20 protein-coding genes are annotated in these 21,023 nt (G+C 42.8%); 11 read left to right on the forward strand and 9 right to left on the reverse strand.

The window, feature by feature from the left end; translation table 11 throughout:
* Positions 1 to 156: 156 nt before the first annotated feature.
* The 3 genes from GT1_RS21120 to GT1_RS21130 all read right to left on the reverse strand — a co-directional run bounded on the left by GT1_RS21120 (position 157) and on the right by GT1_RS21130 (position 3,130).
* Positions 157 to 588, reverse strand: coding sequence for a hypothetical protein (locus tag GT1_RS21120; protein ID WP_188400377.1), 432 nt, complete (start codon positions 586 to 588; stop codon positions 157 to 159).
* A 1,003-nt stretch (positions 589 to 1,591) separates the two neighbouring features.
* Positions 1,592 to 2,116, reverse strand: a complete 525-nt coding sequence (locus GT1_RS21125) for a hypothetical protein (RefSeq protein ID WP_075754108.1) — start codon at positions 2,114 to 2,116, stop codon at positions 1,592 to 1,594.
* Between the two features lie 153 nt (positions 2,117 to 2,269).
* On the reverse strand, positions 2,270 to 3,130 hold the full coding sequence (locus GT1_RS21130) for a 4Fe-4S dicluster domain-containing protein (RefSeq protein ID WP_188400378.1): 861 nt from the start codon (positions 3,128 to 3,130) through the stop codon (positions 2,270 to 2,272).
* Between the two features lie 106 nt (positions 3,131 to 3,236).
* Here GT1_RS21130 and GT1_RS21135 point away from each other — a divergent pair, with 106 nt between their 5' ends.
* Complete coding sequence (locus tag GT1_RS21135) at positions 3,237 to 3,932, forward strand: helix-turn-helix transcriptional regulator (RefSeq protein WP_188400379.1); 696 nt, start codon at positions 3,237 to 3,239, stop codon at positions 3,930 to 3,932.
* Between the two features lie 106 nt (positions 3,933 to 4,038).
* Here GT1_RS21135 and GT1_RS21140 read toward each other — a convergent pair whose 3' ends face one another.
* Positions 4,039 to 4,782 (reverse strand): class I SAM-dependent methyltransferase, encoded by a 744-nt coding sequence (locus GT1_RS21140; RefSeq protein WP_223226420.1) that lies wholly within the window; start codon positions 4,780 to 4,782, stop codon positions 4,039 to 4,041.
* 363 nt (positions 4,783 to 5,145) lie between these two features.
* Positions 5,146 to 6,348: an acyltransferase gene (locus tag GT1_RS21150; protein WP_188400381.1), complete on the reverse strand. Its 1,203-nt coding sequence runs from the start codon at positions 6,346 to 6,348 to the stop codon at positions 5,146 to 5,148.
* 235 nt (positions 6,349 to 6,583) lie between these two features.
* Here GT1_RS21150 and GT1_RS21155 point away from each other — a divergent pair, with 235 nt between their 5' ends.
* From GT1_RS21155 to GT1_RS21175, 5 genes are all read left to right on the forward strand, one after another.
* Positions 6,584 to 7,255: a response regulator transcription factor gene (locus tag GT1_RS21155; RefSeq protein WP_188400382.1), complete on the forward strand. Its 672-nt coding sequence runs from the start codon at positions 6,584 to 6,586 to the stop codon at positions 7,253 to 7,255.
* Positions 7,252 to 8,754 (forward strand): HAMP domain-containing sensor histidine kinase, encoded by a 1,503-nt coding sequence (locus tag GT1_RS21160; RefSeq protein WP_188400383.1) that lies wholly within the window; start codon positions 7,252 to 7,254, stop codon positions 8,752 to 8,754. Before GT1_RS21155 ends, GT1_RS21160 begins: the two co-directional genes overlap by 4 nt.
* 849 nt (positions 8,755 to 9,603) lie before the next feature.
* Positions 9,604 to 10,122 carry an FMN-binding protein gene (locus tag GT1_RS21165; protein WP_158027050.1) on the forward strand — a complete coding sequence of 173 codons (519 nt, stop codon included), beginning with the start codon at positions 9,604 to 9,606 and terminating at the stop codon, positions 10,120 to 10,122.
* Complete coding sequence (locus tag GT1_RS21170; protein ID WP_188400384.1) at positions 10,122 to 13,166, forward strand: response regulator; 3,045 nt, start codon at positions 10,122 to 10,124, stop codon at positions 13,164 to 13,166. The genes GT1_RS21165 and GT1_RS21170 overlap by 1 nt, the downstream gene beginning before the upstream one ends.
* Complete coding sequence (locus GT1_RS21175; protein WP_075754087.1) at positions 13,163 to 14,221, forward strand: HD domain-containing phosphohydrolase; 1,059 nt, start codon at positions 13,163 to 13,165, stop codon at positions 14,219 to 14,221. Before GT1_RS21170 ends, GT1_RS21175 begins: the two co-directional genes overlap by 4 nt.
* Before the next feature lie 238 nt (positions 14,222 to 14,459).
* Here the strand turns inward: GT1_RS21175 and GT1_RS21180 are convergent, their stop codons facing one another.
* The 4 genes from GT1_RS21180 to GT1_RS21195 all read right to left on the reverse strand — a co-directional run bounded on the left by GT1_RS21180 (position 14,460) and on the right by GT1_RS21195 (position 19,160).
* Positions 14,460 to 15,878, reverse strand: a complete 1,419-nt coding sequence (locus tag GT1_RS21180) for a GntP family permease (protein ID WP_188400385.1) — start codon at positions 15,876 to 15,878, stop codon at positions 14,460 to 14,462.
* A gap of 135 nt (positions 15,879 to 16,013) precedes the next feature.
* Entirely contained in the window at positions 16,014 to 16,781 is a 768-nt protein-coding gene (locus GT1_RS21185) for a serine hydrolase (RefSeq protein ID WP_223226421.1), read from the reverse strand.
* Between the two features lie 281 nt (positions 16,782 to 17,062).
* Positions 17,063 to 18,514 (reverse strand): catalase, encoded by a 1,452-nt coding sequence (locus GT1_RS21190; protein ID WP_188400386.1) that lies wholly within the window; start codon positions 18,512 to 18,514, stop codon positions 17,063 to 17,065.
* A gap of 217 nt (positions 18,515 to 18,731) precedes the next feature.
* Entirely contained in the window at positions 18,732 to 19,160 is a 429-nt protein-coding gene (locus GT1_RS21195) for a CGGC domain-containing protein (protein ID WP_083945425.1), read from the reverse strand.
* Positions 19,161 to 19,448: 288 nt separating this feature from the next.
* Between GT1_RS21195 and GT1_RS21200 the strand changes: the two genes are divergently transcribed.
* From GT1_RS21200 to GT1_RS21220, 5 genes are all read left to right on the forward strand, one after another.
* Complete coding sequence (locus tag GT1_RS21200; protein WP_188400387.1) at positions 19,449 to 19,595, forward strand: hypothetical protein; 147 nt, start codon at positions 19,449 to 19,451, stop codon at positions 19,593 to 19,595.
* Between the two features lie 291 nt (positions 19,596 to 19,886).
* A complete protein-coding gene (locus GT1_RS21205) occupies positions 19,887 to 20,105 on the forward strand; it encodes a spore coat protein (RefSeq protein ID WP_188400388.1) in 219 nt (72 codons plus the stop codon).
* A 14-nt stretch (positions 20,106 to 20,119) separates the two neighbouring features.
* Positions 20,120 to 20,425 (forward strand): spore coat protein, encoded by a 306-nt coding sequence (locus GT1_RS21210; RefSeq protein ID WP_188400389.1) that lies wholly within the window; start codon positions 20,120 to 20,122, stop codon positions 20,423 to 20,425.
* Between the two features lie 10 nt (positions 20,426 to 20,435).
* Positions 20,436 to 20,657 carry a hypothetical protein gene (locus GT1_RS21215; protein ID WP_188400390.1) on the forward strand — a complete coding sequence of 74 codons (222 nt, stop codon included), beginning with the start codon at positions 20,436 to 20,438 and terminating at the stop codon, positions 20,655 to 20,657.
* Positions 20,658 to 20,668: 11 nt separating this feature from the next.
* Positions 20,669 to 20,947: a spore coat protein gene (locus GT1_RS21220; RefSeq protein ID WP_223226422.1), complete on the forward strand. Its 279-nt coding sequence runs from the start codon at positions 20,669 to 20,671 to the stop codon at positions 20,945 to 20,947.
* The last annotated feature ends 76 nt before the right edge of the window (positions 20,948 to 21,023 follow it).

The raw sequence follows: 21,023 nt of genomic DNA on the forward strand, positions 1-21,023 counted from the left end.
CATATCACTTTTAGAGTTATTATCCCATACCCATTTTTAAGATTCTATCCACTTTCTTGTTAGACGGTTACAATTAATGAGAACGCGGACTCATTGCCCGCTGCGGATATTTCAGATGCTTGACAGGAGAAAATTACCCACCACTACACTTCAATCCTACCGCTGCTGCAGGAAGGTCATAAATTCCTGGTGGATATAACCGCTGTCCCGTAACCCCTGTTTGTAGGCAATGTCCGCCGACTGGCCTGATTCCAGGGCTGTGTACGACTCCAACTCCATGACCAGGTCAATCAATTCCGGATACTGGTCCTTCAGTTTTCCGGCCAGCTTCAGCATACGGCTCAGGAGGCCTCTGACCTCATGAACCGTCTTACTGTAGTCGGCATCATTGGTTTCGGCCAGTTTAAGAATATTCTCCACCCTGTTAAAGATATACTGATTAAAGGCCTCGTTTAAGATGCTTTGCAGCATAAGCCGGTCGTCCGGCACGGCCCCGGGCTGCTGTGTCTCCCGGTCCCGCTCTGCCGGCAGGGCTGATACCGGTCCCGGACAAAAAACTAAGTCAGATGTTGTTACTTGATCAGACAATTATATACCCCCTATATTCAGACTGCGGCCGATAGGGCCGTCAGCTTTTTTACAGGGGGAAATTAAAAAGACGCATGCAAAGGGTTTACCCTACACATGCGTCCTGTATCGATGTCTGTTATATACTCAACGCTAATAAGCCGGATACCCGGCCTAAACAACAAGGGCGGCCGCAAACCCTGGGGTTCGGGTGCCCTGCTGCTGATCATCAGCGGCTGAGGCTGGTCCAAATAAATTGCTGCGTCCAGTCGCACTCACAGCCCGGCGCGTCGGCGGCAACGGTTATTACCCCCGCACTCCCCCGCTTGTGCGGCGCCAGAAGAGCGGTGTATAATAGAAATGTCGTCGTGGACAGCTTGGCTGTTACGTGTAGGTGTTACGGCACCTTGCGCGGGCCTGGAAGTGTTGCCGCACTTTCAGGTCACGTCGACTTTTTAATTCCCACCTATTTTTAATTATAGCCTGTTTGCGGCAAAATGCAAGTATAGATGAGTCGAATAACAACTTCATACATTTTTATTCTCTCGCTTTAAATCTGCCAATGAAACATATTCTTTTTGAGTATATTCCAGCTCTGCTTCCGCAACCATTGTATCAAACGCAGTCCGCGTAGGCCAATATGGTTCAGTGTCTAGGTTCTACTTGACATCGAAACCACTTTATAAAAATAGACATTAAGATGTTCTTTTCCTAATGTCTATGGTTCAACTATCAACTTATACACATCAACTGCAAATTCATTTAAACTGCTAACAAACAGCGGGGCATCTCTGAGTCTCTTTCCTATATCATTCTAATAAACACTATAATGTTTGTCCCATGTTGTTTTAGTTGTTGAAATAGTATTTGAGTCAATCAGATTCATTCTCTCTGAAATCGATGAAAGTTGCTTCTTAATATCCTCTAATCCATTTTCAATACGAGTTAACCTCATATCTATCGATTCATCAATGCTTGATTTATTTATACTGTCATTCACCTTCCGTAAAATGCTACCAGTTTCTCACTTTAAAAGAATAATAATACAAAACAAGAAGCTTGCAAAAAAACAAGATGCCACCGCTAGAATTATTTTTTCCGTTGCAGTCCTAATATATACCATTCTCTCCATATTTTTTTCATTATTAAATTCACTAGCACTTTTATACCTTTCTATCAGCTTAAGAAATACGTCTTTATCACTGTCAGGCGATTTTATTAATGATTCAACCTGACTTGGAGACGCAACAAGTTCATATTTAAACCCTTGCCGAAAACCGCGCCAAAGATAATAAACTGACTGAATCACATAAAACACCGTTAGGATTAAGACTAAGTATAATCCTCCTATTATAGGGCAATTCTCTAAAGTTATTCTTGGTATTGGTGATGAAATTATCGACTGCACCATATAACCCCAGATTGCAATAATTACACTTAGAGCCGCTAAAGGATTTTGTGCACGGGCTATTATATTGTTTGCCTCATCCAAACTACGTTCATAAATTCCAAACAGTGTTTGAAAAACATAATTTTCTTTCTCTCCCACTTTTTAATCCCCTCCCATATAGATATATGGAGAGAGCAGGATAAAAAGAATAAAAGATACGGACATGTCATTAAATCATTCCGTGGCATATTATCCAGACCGTGCTTATCTTTATCTTCATTCTGTTATAATGCGAGCGTTTTTAACAGGATATTAGCCTTCTGGAACATGCTGCAATATTTCTTGCAGGAAACTATTCAAACCGATTCGATTTATTACATCCCCGATTCGCTCGTTTTTATAAGCTAATTGATTATAAACATGAAGTACGATCTCAATGTAGGAAGTAGCTTCCTGTTCTGGTATAACAGCAAAAATCTTATTACCCAAGATTGGTTTTCTACCGATCTTTCCGCCGATGTACAGGCTATAACCTTGTTTATGAATGTGCAAAGCGTGGTTAGGACAAATTCTCACACACAATCCGCAGCCAATACACTTTTCAACCGCAATATGTGGCTTACCGTTCTGTACTGAAATTGCTTTGAATTTGCATACATTTTCACAACTTTTACAACCACTACAACCACTGTCAGCTGTTGGGACAATAACTCCATGTAGTCCAATGTCATTGATTTGAGGTTTAGCACAAGAATTTGGGCATCCGCTTAAAGCAATTTTAGTTTTTGACGGCTGACTCCGCCCTACCATTAAAGCATCCAATTGAGTAGCTAGATTTCTAGTATTGCAAATCCCTTTTTTACAGAGCCTTATTCCAGGACAAGCGATAACGGTTAATATTCGCGGTCCACGAACTGCAAGCAATAAACCTAACTCATTTATTTCCTGAAAAATACTGTCTAATTTTTTTTCCGGTATCCAATGCAGTTCTACTGATTGTCGAGTGGTAATATACACTTGACCATTACCGTATCTATCGGATAAATCTGCTAGGTTGTGTAATTGAACACTAGTTAAGTTGCCTGCGATGGTTCGAACCCGTATTGCATATAATCCCTCTTCTTGCTGCTTAATATAGCCATGTTGCTCTATTAAGCGGTGCTTATCATTCATATCTACGCTACCTCCGTCATATCCCACTTTTTCATTTGAGCATATTGTAACATAGCAATAATTCGGCTAGAATCGAAGTATGAATGTTACAAGGAGCTATTAAAATATGATGATAAATCCCAATCTCGTGGAAATTGCCGCTCTCATCGGTGATCCCTCACGTCTCACAATGCTTCTAAGTTTGCTCGGCGGAAAAGCCTTACCTGCAGGCGAACTGGCCCGTTCCGCTCGGATATCACCTCAGACGGCTAGCACACATCTCGCTAAAATGATCAAGGGAGGACTCCTCGTTCAAGAGTCCTTCGGCCGCCATAAATATTTTCGTCTTGCAACTACCGAAGTGGCAACTGCGCTTGAAGCCCTTCTTGCAATTTCTCCTTCCAAACCCATTCGATCCCTCCGAGAATCGAATCAAGTACAAGCTTTACAGCTTGCAAGAACCTGCTATGATCATCTGGCAGGCAAACTAGGGGTAAGCTTAACAGACAAACTACTTGAAGACGGATTTTTGGAGAAAGCGGGTAAAGATTTCCTATTAACTAAAGCAGGTAAAACCAAATTTAAAAACTTCGGAATAGAAGTCGAGAAAAAGAGAAACTGTCGTCGTTGCTTTGCTCGACAATGTTTAGACTGGAGTGAACGCCGATATCATTTAGCTGGCAGCTTAGGTGCATCACTGACGCAACGTATGTTTGAGCTTAACTGGATAGAATATTTATCTGATGGACGTGCTATACGTGTAACCGCTGTTGGAAAAAAGGGCTTATTCGATGAATTTGGTTTAACGTTAAATTTGGAGTAGAAGGAAATTTGTGGTAAGTCAAGTAAATAACTACGGAATTTTAAACAACAGCTAAGAAAGAAGGTCATCCTCTCTTAGCTGTTGTTTGTTTTTGCCATGCAATTGTTTAGTTTTTTCTTGCTCTTAAAAAAAGAAACTGGGGGTTTCGAGTTAGCTTCTCATATATTTTAGGATGCAATTCCTTGAATTTTTCTGTTGGCATAGGTTCTACTAGCTTTTCAATTATCAATCCCGCATCTATTATAGGTGAGATGATATTACACAAAGGTCTTCTATAGAATTGGACTTTTACTTTTCCTATATTAGTATCCCACTCATCTTCTATAATCTCTGTTAAAAAATAGTTTTCTCTATGAAAATATGTAAAGTCCATAAACGGATGATGCACTGATAATACTAAAGAACCTAATGGCTTTAGTATTCTATTAAACTCAGCCATTACGGGATTCCAGTCTTTAATATAGTGAAGTGTTAAGGATGACACAATAACGTCTATTGATTTATCTTCGATGAAATTTAGCGGTTCGTTGAGATCAGCCATTCTAATATCAGCCTGTTCACCGATTCTCTTCCTCGTCATTTCTATCATATGAGGACTAAAATCTATTGCTGTTACCTTTGCACCATTATCCAACAACCATTTACTGTACCATCCTGCAGCACACCCGGCATCTAGCACCTTTTTCCCATTAATATCAGGAAGCAATGACAGTGTAGCCGGCCTTTCATAGTATGCATTAAATGGCTTCGTATCAACACATTCAAAATAATATTCTGCCATTTTCTCATACGAATCAAAAGATATTGAGTTCTCATTTATTAATGGTTTAATATTTAATGAATTTGCCAATGTTGCTCCCCCCGTTGCATTACGTCCGACAGATACCAGCCAATCGGATTATCCACGTGCCGCAATAAGTATGGACTCTTCTCATTTTCCAGGTGGTTAACGTGCTTCTCAGACCTTCGCTTCACCCCGTTTTCATAGCTATATAGCTCCCTGTTTAGGATTTGCTTGCGCTTGGGTTTACATACCTTATATAACAGGTAGTTATTATTAAATTAGTGTTCAGGTGGCAAATAATGTCCTGCAAATTCCAATTTAGCCTTTGAGATTGTTTCCACCAAGCTGTAGATGGCAGCACTGGCAGCGGCACCTTTAGGACTGTCCATTAAACGTGAGAAGAGGAAGGATAAGACACTCATCGATTCCTCATTGTGCCTGTATACGAGGAACTCCTTCCGTTTCCCCTGTATACTCTTGCCGGAGCAGATTCGTCGCCGGTAGAGGGCCGAAAAGTATCCAGGCCCTATTGGTTAATTGAAACGCCAACCCAACGATTGTCCACGAACTTAAAAGTGTCCACAAAAATCCTCCTATCACAAATAAATGATAAATAGGCGGTGAATCTCCCACCGGGATGCTAAAGTAAAAATCCAACAACCCGGCATGCAGAAGATATACGCCGAAAGAAACTGTACCAAGATGCAAGAGAGTATTAACCCACACGCGGCTTAGGCGGTCAATTAAAAAGCAGGAGACCTGAAACAGGATCAGAGCAGTTATGTAAGCATGAAGATGCCATAGCGCCTCATACACCAATACATGCTGGATAATGCCATATGCCCTTAACTGATACCAGATATAGACATTGGCGATTGCCGCTGAGCCCCAACCCAAATACAAAATCAGCCAAAGCCAGATTTGATATGATCGAATGCGTTCCCGGGTAAGCAAAACCCACTTTTCAACAGATTCATAATGAATTCCCAAGAAAGCGCCCAAGAAATAATACGAGATATATGAAAAACAAAGAGAGCCTTTATCAGCATATTGCCACTCCCACTGATTAACCAGCACAAACGCCCATTGCAGGACAATGCCTGTCCAGATCAAATGTCTGGTAAGATAACGATACCGCTGTAACAACCATAGCAGGGCAGGAAATAGGAAATAAAATTGAATGCTAATAAAAACAAAATAGAGATGGTAAAATGCTTTCCCCATAAGCAACATATAAAGAAACTCCGTAAACGAAGCGTGACTAATAAACGCTTCCCAGCCTTTCCCATCCACATAACATTGCATACCATAATAGCCCAGCGAAAAAATCAGGTAAGGAAGCAAAACATACAGAAAACGTCGTTTATAAAATCCCAAAATCAAAATTCCGGTAAAGGGACGATAAAAATAGCTGTAAAACAATACAAAGGCACTAAGGAAAATAAATGTAGGAGTTCCGAATTTGCTAAAAATATTGATAAAATTGTAAATGGCAAATGTTTTTGATTCCGGAGTTACCATTCCAACAGGTACAGACGAGATATGAACTAGTATGACTCCAATAATGGTTAAGGCCCTGACGATATAGATCGCATCGATTTTTTCCCTTTGCGGCATTTGATTTAACTTCATCCCATCCCTCGCAAACTGATGAATTCATCTTTTCTAAAACACCCGCTTCTCCGGCGTGTGAGAGCAAAGTCTATTGACAAAGGTAATAAGCGGGTAATTAATAGATGATTTCATTGTAAACAAACTAGTTTACAACTCTGTGACAAATTTGTTACAATTTTGTCACATTTTAAAAGTAAAATAGTAAAAAGGGATATTGTATCTTTTCACTAGAATTAATCTAAGAGGTGTTGCTATGGTCAAAGAAACCATCTTGATCGTGGATGATGAATTCCGTCTGCGCAAGTTAGTGGGAGACTTTTTGCGCAAAGCCGGTTATGATGTGCTAGAGGCAGAAGACGGAGAAAAAGCGCTTACGCTGCTCTCCGACAATATCGCGCTGGTAATATTAGATATCATGATGCCAGGAAGAGACGGTTGGAGCGTATGCCGGGAAATCCGCATTAAATACAACATACCGGTCATCTTCCTAACCGCCCGCAGCCAAGAGGCGGATGAATTGTTCGGGTTTGAAATCGGCGCCGACGAATATATTACAAAACCGTTCAGCCCGCAAATTTTAGTGGCTAGAGTCAAAGCGCTGCTGCGCCGGACCGAAATCATAGCGGATACGCCGTTTCAATTTGGCGGCCTGACGATTAATACCGCCGCTCACGAAGTCTATCTGGATGAGCAGTCTTTGAATCTGACCCCGAAAGAATATGACTTGCTGCTGTTTTTAGCGATGAATCGCGGCAAGGCCTTAAGCCGCGAACAGATACTGGAACGGGTCTGGGACTATAACTATTTCGGCGATTTGCGCACAGTAGACACGCATGTCAACAGGCTAAGAATAAAACTTGGTACCCTGAGCAAATGGATTCAAACCGTCCGGGGACTAGGCTACATATTTGAGGAAGCTAAATGAGGATTCCGATTAAAACCAAACTGTATCTTGGTATGAGCGGCCTGGTCCTGTTGTATGTCGGCCTGGTGTGGCTGTTAAATACGCAATACCTTGAAAAATACTATATGAGCAAAAAGCAGGATCTGTTAATCTACAACAGCCAGATTATTGATGACCTGTATAAGGATGACCCGGGTAAAATCGCGTCCACTCTGGAACAGTTGGAGAGTGACATGAGTGTTTCTATCCGGATTACCGGTACAGGCGGTATAACCAAATACAGTTCCATTTACCGCCTAATCAACGGGAAGCCATTTTTTCCAGAAGCCACTGCATCACCAGATCAAACTTCTAGAGCAAATGTATCCTCCAATTATTTAAAAATAGACCAATCCATTAATGACCAATTCATCCTGGAAATTCAGAAAGACCCTATTTTAAATAGAGACTACCTCGTTTTAGAGCGCAAGCTGCAAAATGGCGATGTTCTGATGCTGCGAATTCGCTTATCAACCATAACGGAAAGTGTTGCTATCGCTAATCAGTTTATGGGATTTACTGCCATACCAGTCATTTTATTGGGCTGCCTCTGGACAGTGGTCTTTGCCAGGCGGTTCACACACCCGATCATTCAGTTGAAAGAGATTGCCCACAGTATGGCCAATCTCGACTTCAGAAAAAAGTGCCAGCACCAAAGCAATGATGAAGTATCCGACCTTGCTGACAGTATTAATTATCTTTCCGATCAACTGGACTTAGCCATCCAGGAGCTTCATCTGAAAAATCAGCGCCTTACGGAAGATATTCAAAAAAAGCGGCAGCTCGAACACTTGCGCAAAGAGTTTATCTCCAATGTTTCCCATGAGCTTAAAACCCCCATTTCCCTGATTTCAGGCTATGCCGAAGGGCTTAAGGCCAATGTGATGGAAGATGAGACCAACAAAAGTTTCTACTGTGAAGTCATTATGGACGAAGCCCGTAAAATGGATCAAACTGTCAAAGATCTTTTGAACCTGGCGCAACTCGAATCAGAGTACTTTCAGCTGAATAAAACAGTATTTGACATAGCTGTTTTAGTGAAACAAGTACTCTATAAATACACCGCCATATTTGCCGAAAAAAGCATAAAATTATCAGTTGAAACCAGCAATGAAATCCTGGTATATGCAGACCGGGGTAAAATTGAGCAGGTCATCGTAAACTTTATTAATAATGCGCTTTCCCATGTCAATCAGGATAAGATCATTTCCCTTGATTTAACGCCCTACAGGGAAAAAATCCGCCTGTCAGTAATGAATTCAGGCAGCCATATCCCCGATGATAGTCTGGATAAAATATGGATCAGTTTTTACCGCGCAGACCAGGCCCGGCCGCGGGAAGACGGCAGAGTGGGTTTAGGCCTGGCCATTGTAAAGGCAATCCAGGAACGTCATCATAACAGCTTTGGGGCAGAGAATCTAGATCAAGGCGTAAGATTCTGGATTGAGCTTGATCGCGCGAAATTTCATACTTCCGCATAGGAAGAAAAACAGCAGCAATCTTGGAGTTAACAACTGAAAACTTCCGGATTGCTGCCATCAATTTATCTGTTCCTAAATGTGATATGAACATATTAAATAAGGGCATGTTAATATTCAATTTCCAACCGAAATTAAGCTGCCCTTTCTTCCCCTTGCTTCCTACAAAAGAAGCACAAAGGGCGTCCCTCGCTTCTTCAGATACCAATTTTATAGTTTAAGCGCAAAATAGGACATTAGTCAATACTTTGACCAATGTCCTATTTACTGTACATTCAAGTTTAGTGTTCTAGCTTCCAGTTTCCCAGCAAAGGCATTTTCAGTAATTCAGCATTAGGAATATACTTTTCAAGCTTCCCTTTCGTCCGAGCTATATATGCCAATCAGAGGACTGCATTAGCCTTGTCCCACTTAAAATGTACCGCTTAACTCCCCCTGCCGGTTGCCATCCAAACGGCAAAAAATCAGCCTTTATGTCGTCTGGTATAATCTGGACGACTTCAGTTTATATCAGCGGCAGAATTGACACTTCCCCCACTTTCTTATTAGTATTCACAGTATATATGTGTAAAACAACAATTGACAAATATTGCTAAAAGACCTTAAAACCGGGTAAGCAATCGGGCCCTTACATAAACGGCAAGGAGGCTATCGTGGACACTTCGGACAAACTGTCCATACCATGAATATGAACATTCACCGAGATAATTTATGAAGTTATGCAAGTGCCATCTTCTTTGGGTAAAATGTCAACTTGGGGACATGTGTCCCATCAGCGTCATCTAACCGCTATCCTGAGGCATAGTGGCCAGCATGCCCTACGTCTTGACCGGTTCAAAAAGGAGAATTGTAATGAACAGATATGCTTTATTGCCTGTTGGTTGTATACTGGCTGGCCTTTTCTTTTTGTTTTATCCTTCCCCATCTGGGGAGGATGCCTTGCAGCAACTGCCGGCATCTACCGTTACACTCAGTCCGGGAACATATTCCGCCATGTATGATCAGCCAGACTGGCACGGCTGGAAGGCTTTTTTCATCATGAAAATTAATGATGGGGGCGAAATCGAAGAGGCGACTTATGATTACGTAAATAAGTCTGGCGATTTAAAAACACAGGACCAGGCATACAATCAGGAAATGATAAACGACAGCGGCCTGGGCCCCAGCGACTATTGCCCGAGGTTCGCCAAGAACCTGCTGGTCTATCAAAACCCGGAAGAGGTCGACGCAATTACCGGGGCCACCCACTCCTCGCGAGCTTTCAAAGAACTGGCCCAGGCTGCCTTTAAAAATGCGCAAACCGGCGATCAATCCCCTATTATTATTCCTCAGCCGGAGTTAGCAGCGCCGGCTGCCGGGGAGAACCACTGATGCAAACATTACCCGCAAATTTGAGTCGCAAATTATTATGGCGTTTCTGCCTGGTGGCAGCCGTGTCGCTGCTGGTGGGAATTGTGGGCATAGTCAACATTCTGCGGCTACAGAATATGGACAGCGATCTTTACCAGTACCAGGCCCTGCCGCTGTTAAAACTTAGGGTCATTAACGGCTGCTTTGAGCAGAACCGGGTGCATTTGCGGGATATGGTTCTTGAAAATGATCCGGCTAAAATCGCCTCCTACATCCATGAACTGAAAAAAAACAGCAACAAAATCGATTATTCGATGCAAACCTTTGCCGCAAGCCAACTCACTGAGGTTGAGAAAAAAGAATTTGCCTACTTTTCCAATGTCCTGGAAAACTTCAACCTGTACCGTAATCAGGTCGCGACATTATGTGCTGCCGGCAATAAAGAGCTTGCCTTTAAGGTAATGGTCAACGACGGCCCCAGACTGTCCGCCAATTTTGCCAAGGCCATTGACAGACTGTCGCTACTGAAAGAACAGGCCGGCAGACAGGCGGTGGAAGAAAATAAGCGCCGGGCACAGGCAGCCATGGCGGTCATGGTGCTGCTGCTCGTGTTGGCCGGCTTTGCCGCCGCCAGGTTTGGCATGGCAATCGCCCGCATGCTCAGCGCGCCGCTGGAAGCCGAAAAGCAGCAGCTAAGTTCCTCGCTGGCGGTATTGCAGCGGCTGCTCAACGGCCTTGACGCCTGTCTTTACGTCTCTGATCCCCATACCAACAAACTGCTATTCATCAACGACAAAATGAAACGAGAATTTTGTCTCGAAGATGACATTGCCGCCACTACCTGCTGGCAGGTCCTTCAAGCCGGCTTTACACAGCGTTGCGACTTTTGCCCTGTCCCTCAATTGCTGGCCAATCCGGACACGCCGGTTACCTGGGAAGAGCATAACACCGCAACCCGTAAGTACTATAAAAATACCGACTGCATCATCGAATGGCTGGATGGCAAAAAAGTTCACCTGCAGCATTCCGTAGATATTACCAATCTAAAATCAACCGAAGCATCCTTAACAAATGCCAAACTGGCCGCGGAAAGCGCCAGCCTGGCCAAAAGTGAATTTCTCTCCCGCATGAGCCATGAAATGAGAACGCCAATGAATGCCATCATCGGTATGACCAATATTGCCAGGACAGCTAAGGACCAGGCGAAAAAAGAGTACTGCCTTGAAAAAATTGATCAGGCCTCCAAACATTTATTAGGCGTAATTAATGATATTTTGGATATGTCCAAAATTGAAGCCAATAAATTCGAATTGTACCTGCATGAATTCAACCTGGAAAGCATGCTGATGAACATTATGAATGTGGTCACCTTCCGTGCTGAAGAAAAAAGGCAAAACCTTATCGTAAATCTGGACCCCACTCTGCCGTTTTTCATCATCAGCGACGAAACCCGGCTGTCCCAAGTCATTACCAGCCTGCTCTCCAATGCCATCAAGTTTACGCCTAATCATGGCACCATTGTCTTAACCGTAACTAAACAGGAAGAAGCGGACAATATTTCCATCCTGAAAATCGAAGTCAGTGATAACGGCATTGGCATCTCCGAAGAACAACAAGCCCGGCTGTTTACTTCTTTTGAACAGGCCGACGGCAGTATATCCCGTAAATACGGCGGCACAGGCCTGGGCTTGGCAATTTCCCAAAAAATCGTCAATCTGATGGACGGTTCCATCTGGATTGAATCCAAACTGGATGAAGGCGCCAAATTCAGCCTTACCATCAAGGTGAAAAACGGCATATCGCAACAACAACCCGTGTTAAGCAAGCAGATTGACAAAACCTCGCTCCGCATCCTCGCCGTCGACGATTCCCCTGAAACCAGGGATTACTTCCTCCATGTCATGTCCGCTTTCGGGCTGGCCTGCGACGTCGCGGCCAACGGTCAGGAAGCGCTCGCCCTGATTCACGCCCGTCAGGAAGCGCCCTATAACATCATTTTCGTCGATTGGCTGATGCCGGACATTAATGGTATTGACCTGTCAAAAAAAATCAAACAGCTAACCGGTCCAAACACAGTGGTCATTATGATTTCCGTCAGCGACTGGAGCGATATTGAAAAAGAAGCAACGGCGGCGGGCATAAGTAAATTTATTGCCAAACCGCTGTTCCCGTCGGCCATCATGAATGCAATCAATGAAATTATGGGAGTGGCCGTAAAAGATCAGACCAGCCAGTTCCAGCTCCAGCGACATGACTTTACGGCCTTTTCCCTGCTGGTGGCGGAAGACGTGGACGTCAACCGGGAGATTCTCGCTTCTCTGCTGGAAGATACCGGCATTGCGATCGACTTTGCCGTTGACGGCGCCGAAGCTCTGGACCGTTTTGCCAGGCAACCGGATGCCTACAGCCTGATCTTAATGGACGTGCATATGCCTAAAATGAATGGCTATGAAACCGTCCGAAACATACGCTCCCTGCCCATCGCCCGGGCCAGACAGGTTCCCATTATCGCCATGACAGCCGACGTATTCCGGGAAGACATCGAAAAATGCCTGGAGGCAGGAATGAATGACCACATCGGCAAGCCGCTCGATCCTGAGGAACTGATAACAAAACTAAACAAATACCTGCCCCCAACAGAAGCCCCTGCGCCAGCCCGCTCTTACCGGCCCATTACCTTCCCCGAACGCCTGCCGCCCGATACTTCGCCGGATTATACCGATTTGCTCCCCATACTTGACGTACGGGCGGGGTTAGACAGACTCATGAACAACAAAAAGCTCTACTTTACCTTGCTCAAAAATTTTACTGGACAGGAAATAGTCGCTGAAATCATTAGCCTGATCGAAACAGACGAACCGGTCAAAGCAGCAAATACGGCGCACGCCCTAAAAGGCGCCGCCGCCAACTTAGGTCTCACAGAGCTAAGCGCCATTGCCGCCGTCATTGAAATCCAGGCTAAAAACGGGATCAATGTCACCCAACTGACTTCTTCCCTCACCACGACAATGGATGCGACCATAATTTTGATCCAAAAGTTACTGGAAAGGGAGGGAGTCCGGTGAGCGATTATACAACAGATAAAGCAACCATTCTGGTTGTCGACGACATGGAGGTCAACCGGCTTATATTGCAGGAAATCCTGGCGGATTCCTATGAAATTCAACAAGCCGCCGACGGTTTGGAGGCCGTCACCAAATTAATTACTTGCATCCAAAAACCGCAGTTAGTGCTCCTGGACATCATGATGCCGGAGATGGACGGTTTTGAAGTGCTGCGGTTTATGAAAACCGATCCTGTCCTGCAAAAAATTCCCGTGATCTTTATTACCGCCGCCAACGAAGAAACCAATGAAATAAGGGGCCTGAACGCCGGGGCCGTAGATTATATCGCCAAGCCGTTTAACCCGAAAGTCGTCAGGCTCCGGGCGGCAACTCACATTGAGCTAATGCGCTACCGCGAAAAGCTGGAGGACTTAGTGGACGCCAAAGCCAATGAACTGGTAGCCACAAAAGAAATTTTTCTGGAAACCATGGCAAATCTGATCGAATACCGCAGCCTGGAATCCGGCGAACATGTCAAACGCACCCGCGAGCTAACCCAGCTCCTCATCATGGAACTGCTGAAAAAGCAAACTTACCGCCAGCAATTAATTGACTGCGATTACTCCGTTTTAATTAAAGCCGTGCCGCTGCATGACATCGGTAAAATCGGCATCCCAGACAACATCCTGTTAAAGCCCGGACGCCTTACACCGGAAGAATTTGCAGTTATCAAAACCCATACCGTGATCGGCAGCGAAATTATCAAGTCTTTGCTGGTAAGCGGCGAGGACGTTTATCTTAGCCACTGCTATGACATCTGCCGCTTCCATCACGAACGCTGGGACGGCAATGGCTATCCCGCAAACTTAGCCGGGACAGATATTCCCCTGTCGGCCAGAATTGTAGCAGTCGTCGATGTTTATGATGCCCTGGTCAGCGAAAGATGCTACAAACGGGCACATACCCACGAAGAAGCGCTTACCATCATCAGGGAGGCGTCAGGTACCCAGTTTGACCCTAATATTGTTAATGCTTTGCTACAGATCGAAGATCAGTTTAAAAGACACAGCTCCTAATCACCGGATAAGCGATCATCAATATGCCATTACCGGTCATCCGCAAACCCAATATCAAAGAAAGAAAACAGGAGGAGCGCAAGGACGTACATTTTGCTTCTGCCGTGCCAGTCCCAGTCCCCCTCCAAAATGCATAAAATCAAGTGCTATTGCGAAGCAGCTTTTGCGTCCCCTTGCTTCCGTGCGTGTTGCACTTAGAGGTCCGTGTCTGAACAAAGTCTTTTAACCGAAATAAAACTTAGAAATTCCCAACCGTTATGTATAACGCAATAAATATAAAGATGAGTAGTGTTTTTATAACTGTAATTACAAACAGATCATAGTATGATTGCTTGTGGGTTAAGCCACACACTGCCATCACTGTAATAAGCCCACCGTTGTGAGGCATTGAGTCCAGCCCGCTGGAAGCCAGAGCGGCAAAACGGTGCAGAACATCGACCGGGACATTGGTTGCATGCGCCCAGTTTAAGTAGTCCGCCCCAAGCATACCAAGTGCGATTGTTAATCCTCCTGACGCCGAGCCGGTAATAGCTGCCATAATATTGACGGTAATAACTTCCGAAACCAGGGGGCCTGCCCCAATCTTTATATCCATCAGGAAAGATTTTATTACCTGAAAGCCAGCCAGACTGGCTACCACACTGCCATAGCCATAGCCTGAAGCAGTATTAAGTACTGCTACCAAAGAGCTGTTTACACCTCTATTTAATGAAGCTGCAATCCCACCGGTTCTACGAAACTGCTCCCGCCCAATGTATATTGCAAAAAGAATACCTAGAATCAAGGCTATATTCAACGACCAAATTGCGCGTACTTTGTCTACACTTGTACTTAAAAGTGACAGTTTCAAAACTTTGACAGATAACAGGATTTCTTCGTTCCAATGATAAGCCCAAGACCATTGGAAGGGGTTACTAAGATACAGGTTAGCCAAGATAACTACGATAAGTGGGAGAAACGCAAGTGTGTGGTTTGATAATTGCTCTTCCTCTCTATCCTCCGGCTCATTTACGGTATGCTCCCCATAACCCTCATTCAGCGCCACAGCCTGACGCTGTCTGTATATAAGCCAGGCCCAGCCCAGAAAAAAAACAGCAAGCCCACTACTTAAGCCCAGCAAGGGTGCCGCCCAGGTAGTAGTGCCAAAAAATGCTGTTGGTATAATATTTTGTATCTGGGGCGAACCAGGAAAGGCTCCCATACTGAAGGTGAATGTGCCTAACCATAAAGCGGCAGGTATAAATCTTTTCGGAATATTTGCCTCCCGGTACAGGGCACTGGCAAACGGGTACATAACAAACACAACAACAAATACACTAATGCCGCCATAAGTGAGGAAGGCACACCCTAGTATCACCGCAAGTATAGCATTCTCTTTACCTAGTTTATTAGCTATAGTTCCGGCAATTGTCAGCGCCAGCCCACCCTCTTCCATAACTTTAGCAAAAATGGCACCCAGTAAAAAAATCGAAAAATACATTTTAAAGTATTCGGCCGCCTTAGTCATAAAGATTTCCGTATATACCGGCATCAGACTAAAATTACTGGCTGCAGCAGCCAAAACGGCAAACAGCGGAGCGAACAAGATAATAGAGTAACCTCGGAAAGAAAAGAACATTAGTAAGATCAAACTTAGTAGTATTGCAAACAGTTCCACAGATTATCCTCATTTCACTTAAGCATAGTTATAAGTTAATATACCACATACTTGGCATTATGCGAAAGATCGAGAAAGGATGTCGAAGATCACCAAGAGACACCGATGTTAGACCGCTTTTCCTGCCCCTCGCATTTACCTCCGTAACGCATTGTAGAGTTTTGCTGATACATTTGCAATAAAGTCACTGGAATAGCTATGATTACCTGTGCGGGTGTAAAAACTAATTAAAATTGGCTCATGTCCGTCCTGAACAATACCCACATCACAAAGCACATCATCCAGCTCACCCACTTTATGAAATACTGGTACCTGCATATAGCGGGGAATCTCATCGTGGAAGATTGTGTTGGCCAGGTTATTTTTTAACCGCCGCACATTTTTTTTGTCAACATATTTTTCCTTGTATATGGACTCAAGAACCTTGGACATTTCATAAGGTGTTGTTACGCTATGATAATTGTATTTTTTAAACGCCTGTTCATTATGGATTTTCGTTTTACTTAACCGTAAATCCCGCTGGACTTTATTAAATCCGTCTTTTTTGGTTGTATCAAACTCATTCAGCAGTTTATTAAACGTATTGTTATCACTTACTTTTATCATCAGATCAATGGCTTGATCATACTCATTTTGTTTATAGGACGGCGCTTTGGGATAAAGATATTTGTATGTAGCCAAAGCCACAATCAGCTTACTTGTGGAGGCCGTAGGAAAAACCGTATCCTGGTTATATTTTATCGTTTTATTTGTTTTTAAATTTTTGGCGTATACACCAACTTGTCCGTTAAATTGTTTCAAATCATTCATTATTTCTTTTTCCAAAGCCGGTGATGCACTGGCGGTTACGCCTGACAGAGCAATAATAAATGCAGTACATATTGGGATAAGTTTTCTTAGCATAAGATTCCTCTTTTCAATTGGATATATTCTGTTTTGCAAAAATTAAGGGATAGATTATAAGTTTTCTCTCATACTATACATTTAAATTGTGTCAAAAATATGACAAAAATAGAAAAATTTTCAGGGTTTGGGGACAGTTCCACAAAGCACTCGCCAAAGTCATTAGATAGTCGAATGTAAAATAGACATTAGTCAGCAGGGTGACCAATGTCTATTTTACTATCATCCTCTAATCACCCCTAAGCCTTAGAATCACTTAGACAGTTTTGGTCGGTAGCATTTTATATGGTCAAATTTATTCCCTGTGCGATTCTGCTGCCAAATTCATTATCTACCCGCAAAAACTGTTCAACCGCCCTCCTTTGAATAGGCTCATACGCTTGACTTAGATTTTCTACGATATTAGAAACTAAACGCTTCCTTTCCGCTGCAGACATAGTTCGATATCTACTCCTGGCTTGATAATAATCGTCGCCTGTTAGTTCATGCCGGGCTATACTACCTGAAGCGAAATTCTCAGCAGGTTTTCCTTGCTGAGGTGCCTCTATAGGCATCCCGCCAGCCAAAGTATTGGGTAAATAATTGACAATACCTTGATTATACATGGTTTGCATATCTCCGTCCTGCATCATATTGTCAACCGGACTTCTAGGCATATTTGTTGGAAGCTGTAAATAATTTACACCTATACGATATCTTTGAGTATCTCCATAGGGAAAGGTACGGCCTTGTAGAATTCTATCATTCGAAAAACCTATTCCCGGTACAATAGCCGCCGGCGAAAAGGCTGATTGCTCGACTTCAACAAAAAAATTCTCAGGATTTTTATTTAGCACCATTCTGCCTACCGGCATTAATGGAAACAAGTTCTCCGGCCAAATTTTAGTGGGATCCAAGGGATCAAACGTCTGCTCGCATTCAGCCTCAACGTTCATTATCTGTACACGCATTTCGAATTCGACTGTATGCCCTGCAGCAATGGTATCGAACAAATCCCGGCTTGCTACGTCAGGGTCTGTGCCTGCAAGTTGAGCTGCTGTCTTGCTATCTATGTATTCAACCCCTGCACAGGGTTCCCAGTGATACTTAACATACACCTCTTCCCCGCATAAATTAACCCACGAATAGGTGTTGACTCCATATCCTTGGATGGTTCTGTAGCTTTTGATAATCCCATTATCCGAAAACAGATAGGTAAGAAAATTCATAGACTCCGGCCTTAACGACATAAAATCCCAGAACCGGCTGGCGTCTGTCGGACCTCCCCTGATATTATTAACCGGGTTCGGTTTTAAAGCATGAATAAGATCCGTAAACCGCATAGGATCTCTAATGGGAAATACAGGAAGATGGTTGCCAATAAGGTCATAATTACCTTCTTCTGTATAAAATTTAACAGCAAAGCCCCTGATATCCCGCACTGTATCTGCGCCGCCAAGAGAACTGCCTGCTATTGAAAACCTAACAAAAACAGGTGTTTTCTTCTCAGGATCCTGTAGGAATTTTGCCTTAGTTAATGAAGCCATTGATTGATAGGGTACAAAAAAACCAAAAGCTCCGGCTCCTTTAGCATGTAATACTCTTTCAGGAATTCTCTCCCTGTTGAAATGTGTAATCTTTTCCAGTAAAACTATATCCTCAAGTAATATGGGCCCCCGTTCACCTACAGTTAATGAATTTTGATCATCGGTAACAGGAGCTCCCTGATTGCTGGTGAGATAGCGTTTCGCCATAAGCAGTCTCCTCCTAAATTATAAATCCTATATGATTTATATTAATTTTTGAGTAAATTGAGACCACCGGCGAGATTAATAATGACCTATGGACGGGGATGTCGACCAATATGGCTATGTTCTCCGATTCCTTTGAAAAATTCAAGGATAGCCTTCGTCAGCGGATTGACAAAGGTTATCCTTGAATTTTTGCAACCACCGCTCCTTGGGTTGGTAACTACTTTCCTTTTATAACCTCCACCATTGTTCGCTTTGGCTGGCAGAATAAGCCTTTAACACTTTCCCTAAATTGTTCATGCGTCACATGCGCTTCGTGAGTTCCAATTATAACGTCGATTACAGGAAAATTCTCTTTTATTAATGCCTGATACTTTGACTTATAAGGGCATAGAGCGTCAATGCAATATGAAAAATGAATCGCATCAACCCGGAATTCTGCTAATGAACGAACTCTACTCAATAGTTTTTCCGGACCGGCTAAAGTTGGACATCCAGCACAGTTGATAATACCAATTAGGTCAAGTGTTTGATCATTACTGTACCTTTCAAATGCCCCTTTTCTCTTTCTTAAATCATGAAGACAACTAACTGATGAGCACCCCGAATCCTGAGTTGCTGCAGAGCAAGTTAAAATGCCAATTCTCACTGTTACACCCCCTTTGCATAAACAATGCGACTGTTCCGTCGAGCAAGATACGAAACTTTATTACTTACTTCTTTGTAATATTTGCCACAAACGCCCAAAGCTCCTGCCAAATTCATACAAATTTAACAAGAGTCTTCATTAGCATCCCTCTATCATCAAAATTAACGCTTCTTTCAGGTACTTATAACTGAACTTCGCTTCCCATAGTATGCTATAACATATTATTTACTTTTATTACCACAATTAAAGTTACTTAGAAAAGACAAACTAAGTTTTGGAGGTGATATTATGAGAAACGAAAACCAAAATAAAAATAATGAACAGTGTCGTAATGAAAAGTCTCAAAAAAACCTTGATTTCGCCTGTGAGTTATCCAACGTCAAAGAACGCCTCAATGAAAAAGATTGTGGTGGAGGCTGTGGTAGCAAACGGTAACGTCTCATAGTATCAATCTTCAAATTCCCTATTTCATTCCCCTTTAAACGGTGGCTTTGCCGCCGTTTTTTGTTTTTATCAGTTTTCCCCTTATGATAAATTTTCCACGTATAAATTCTAATACTGAGCTTACAATAGTGCTGAAAGGAGTGCTAAATAATTGAATTTTCATTAATAATTTGCTGGTCATTAGATTCCTATTTAATTGAAACAATAGCTAATACGTTAATAAGAACGCAGTTAATTTTATTGTGAACCAACCAAAAATACAATACAAATATGAGGAGGATTATGTTGAACCAGCCAACCGGATTCACACCGCATGAAGTTATGGAACTCCACGAACTCATTGTAGGTGAAATTACAGCCTTGCAAAAGATGCAAGCTATGATGGGTGTAGTTCATGACTGTGATTTAAAAGGATACATACAAAATTGTACACAAACAAAGCAACAAAGGATATCTGCATTTCAGAACCTAATGGACAAAGCACAAAATACAACTTTCTAGGTGGAGGAACAATAATGCCAATTACCGAGAGTATGCCAGGGACCAGTACTATGGCCGATAAAAATATATCTTTTGATATGTTAAAAGACTCAGAGTTTTGTCTTATGAGTCTGACAAAAGCCGCAATGGAAGCCACAAACAAAGAATTCAGACAAGTTATCACTCAATCACTACAGCAATGTATTCAGGAACATTTTCAGATTAGCGATCTTCTGATCCAGAAGGGTTGGGCACATCCCTACGAAATTAAGCATCAATTCACTGAAGACATCCAAATGTCCGCCATGGTGACTGCTCCATACAGTAATATTAAAATGTAAGGGGATTTCTATGGATAACACTACAGGATTAACGCCCCACGATGCTTTAGAGCTTAGTGAAGTGATGAATGGGGCAATGACCATTATGAAGATGATGCAGATGAATATGAATCAAGTCCAAGACCCCGATTTAAAGACATTCATGCAGCAAACTCTTGAAGCAAGACGCATAAGAATGCAAGCTATGCAACAATTTATTTCGAATCAACATGTTATTAATAAATTGCAGTAGGGAGTGATACGGTGAACCAGACAATACCAAACAGTTTAACCGATAGGGATATTGTTATGAATATGCTTAAAGATTCAAAGTTTGCTCTCAACAGTATGTCAATGGCCCTTATGGAAACAACTAATTCTCAACTGCGAGATATAATAACAAATGATTTTATGGCAAGTATTAACGAACATTATGCTCTTTCGGATTTGGCAATCTCCAAGCAATGGTATATGGCTTATTTGACACCGCAGGAACAGTTAAGAAACCAGTTATTACTAATAAACCAAACAAACAATATTTAAGGAGCATTCCTGTAACGAACAAAAAAGAGTTTTGAACAAAAAAGTACCTCCTGTTAGAATACAGGGTGTAAGGCTT

Source organism: Sporomusa sp. GT1 (genome assembly GCF_014634905.1).
In the GTDB taxonomy this organism is placed as follows: Bacteria; Bacillota; Negativicutes; order Sporomusales; family Sporomusaceae; genus Sporomusa; species Sporomusa sphaeroides.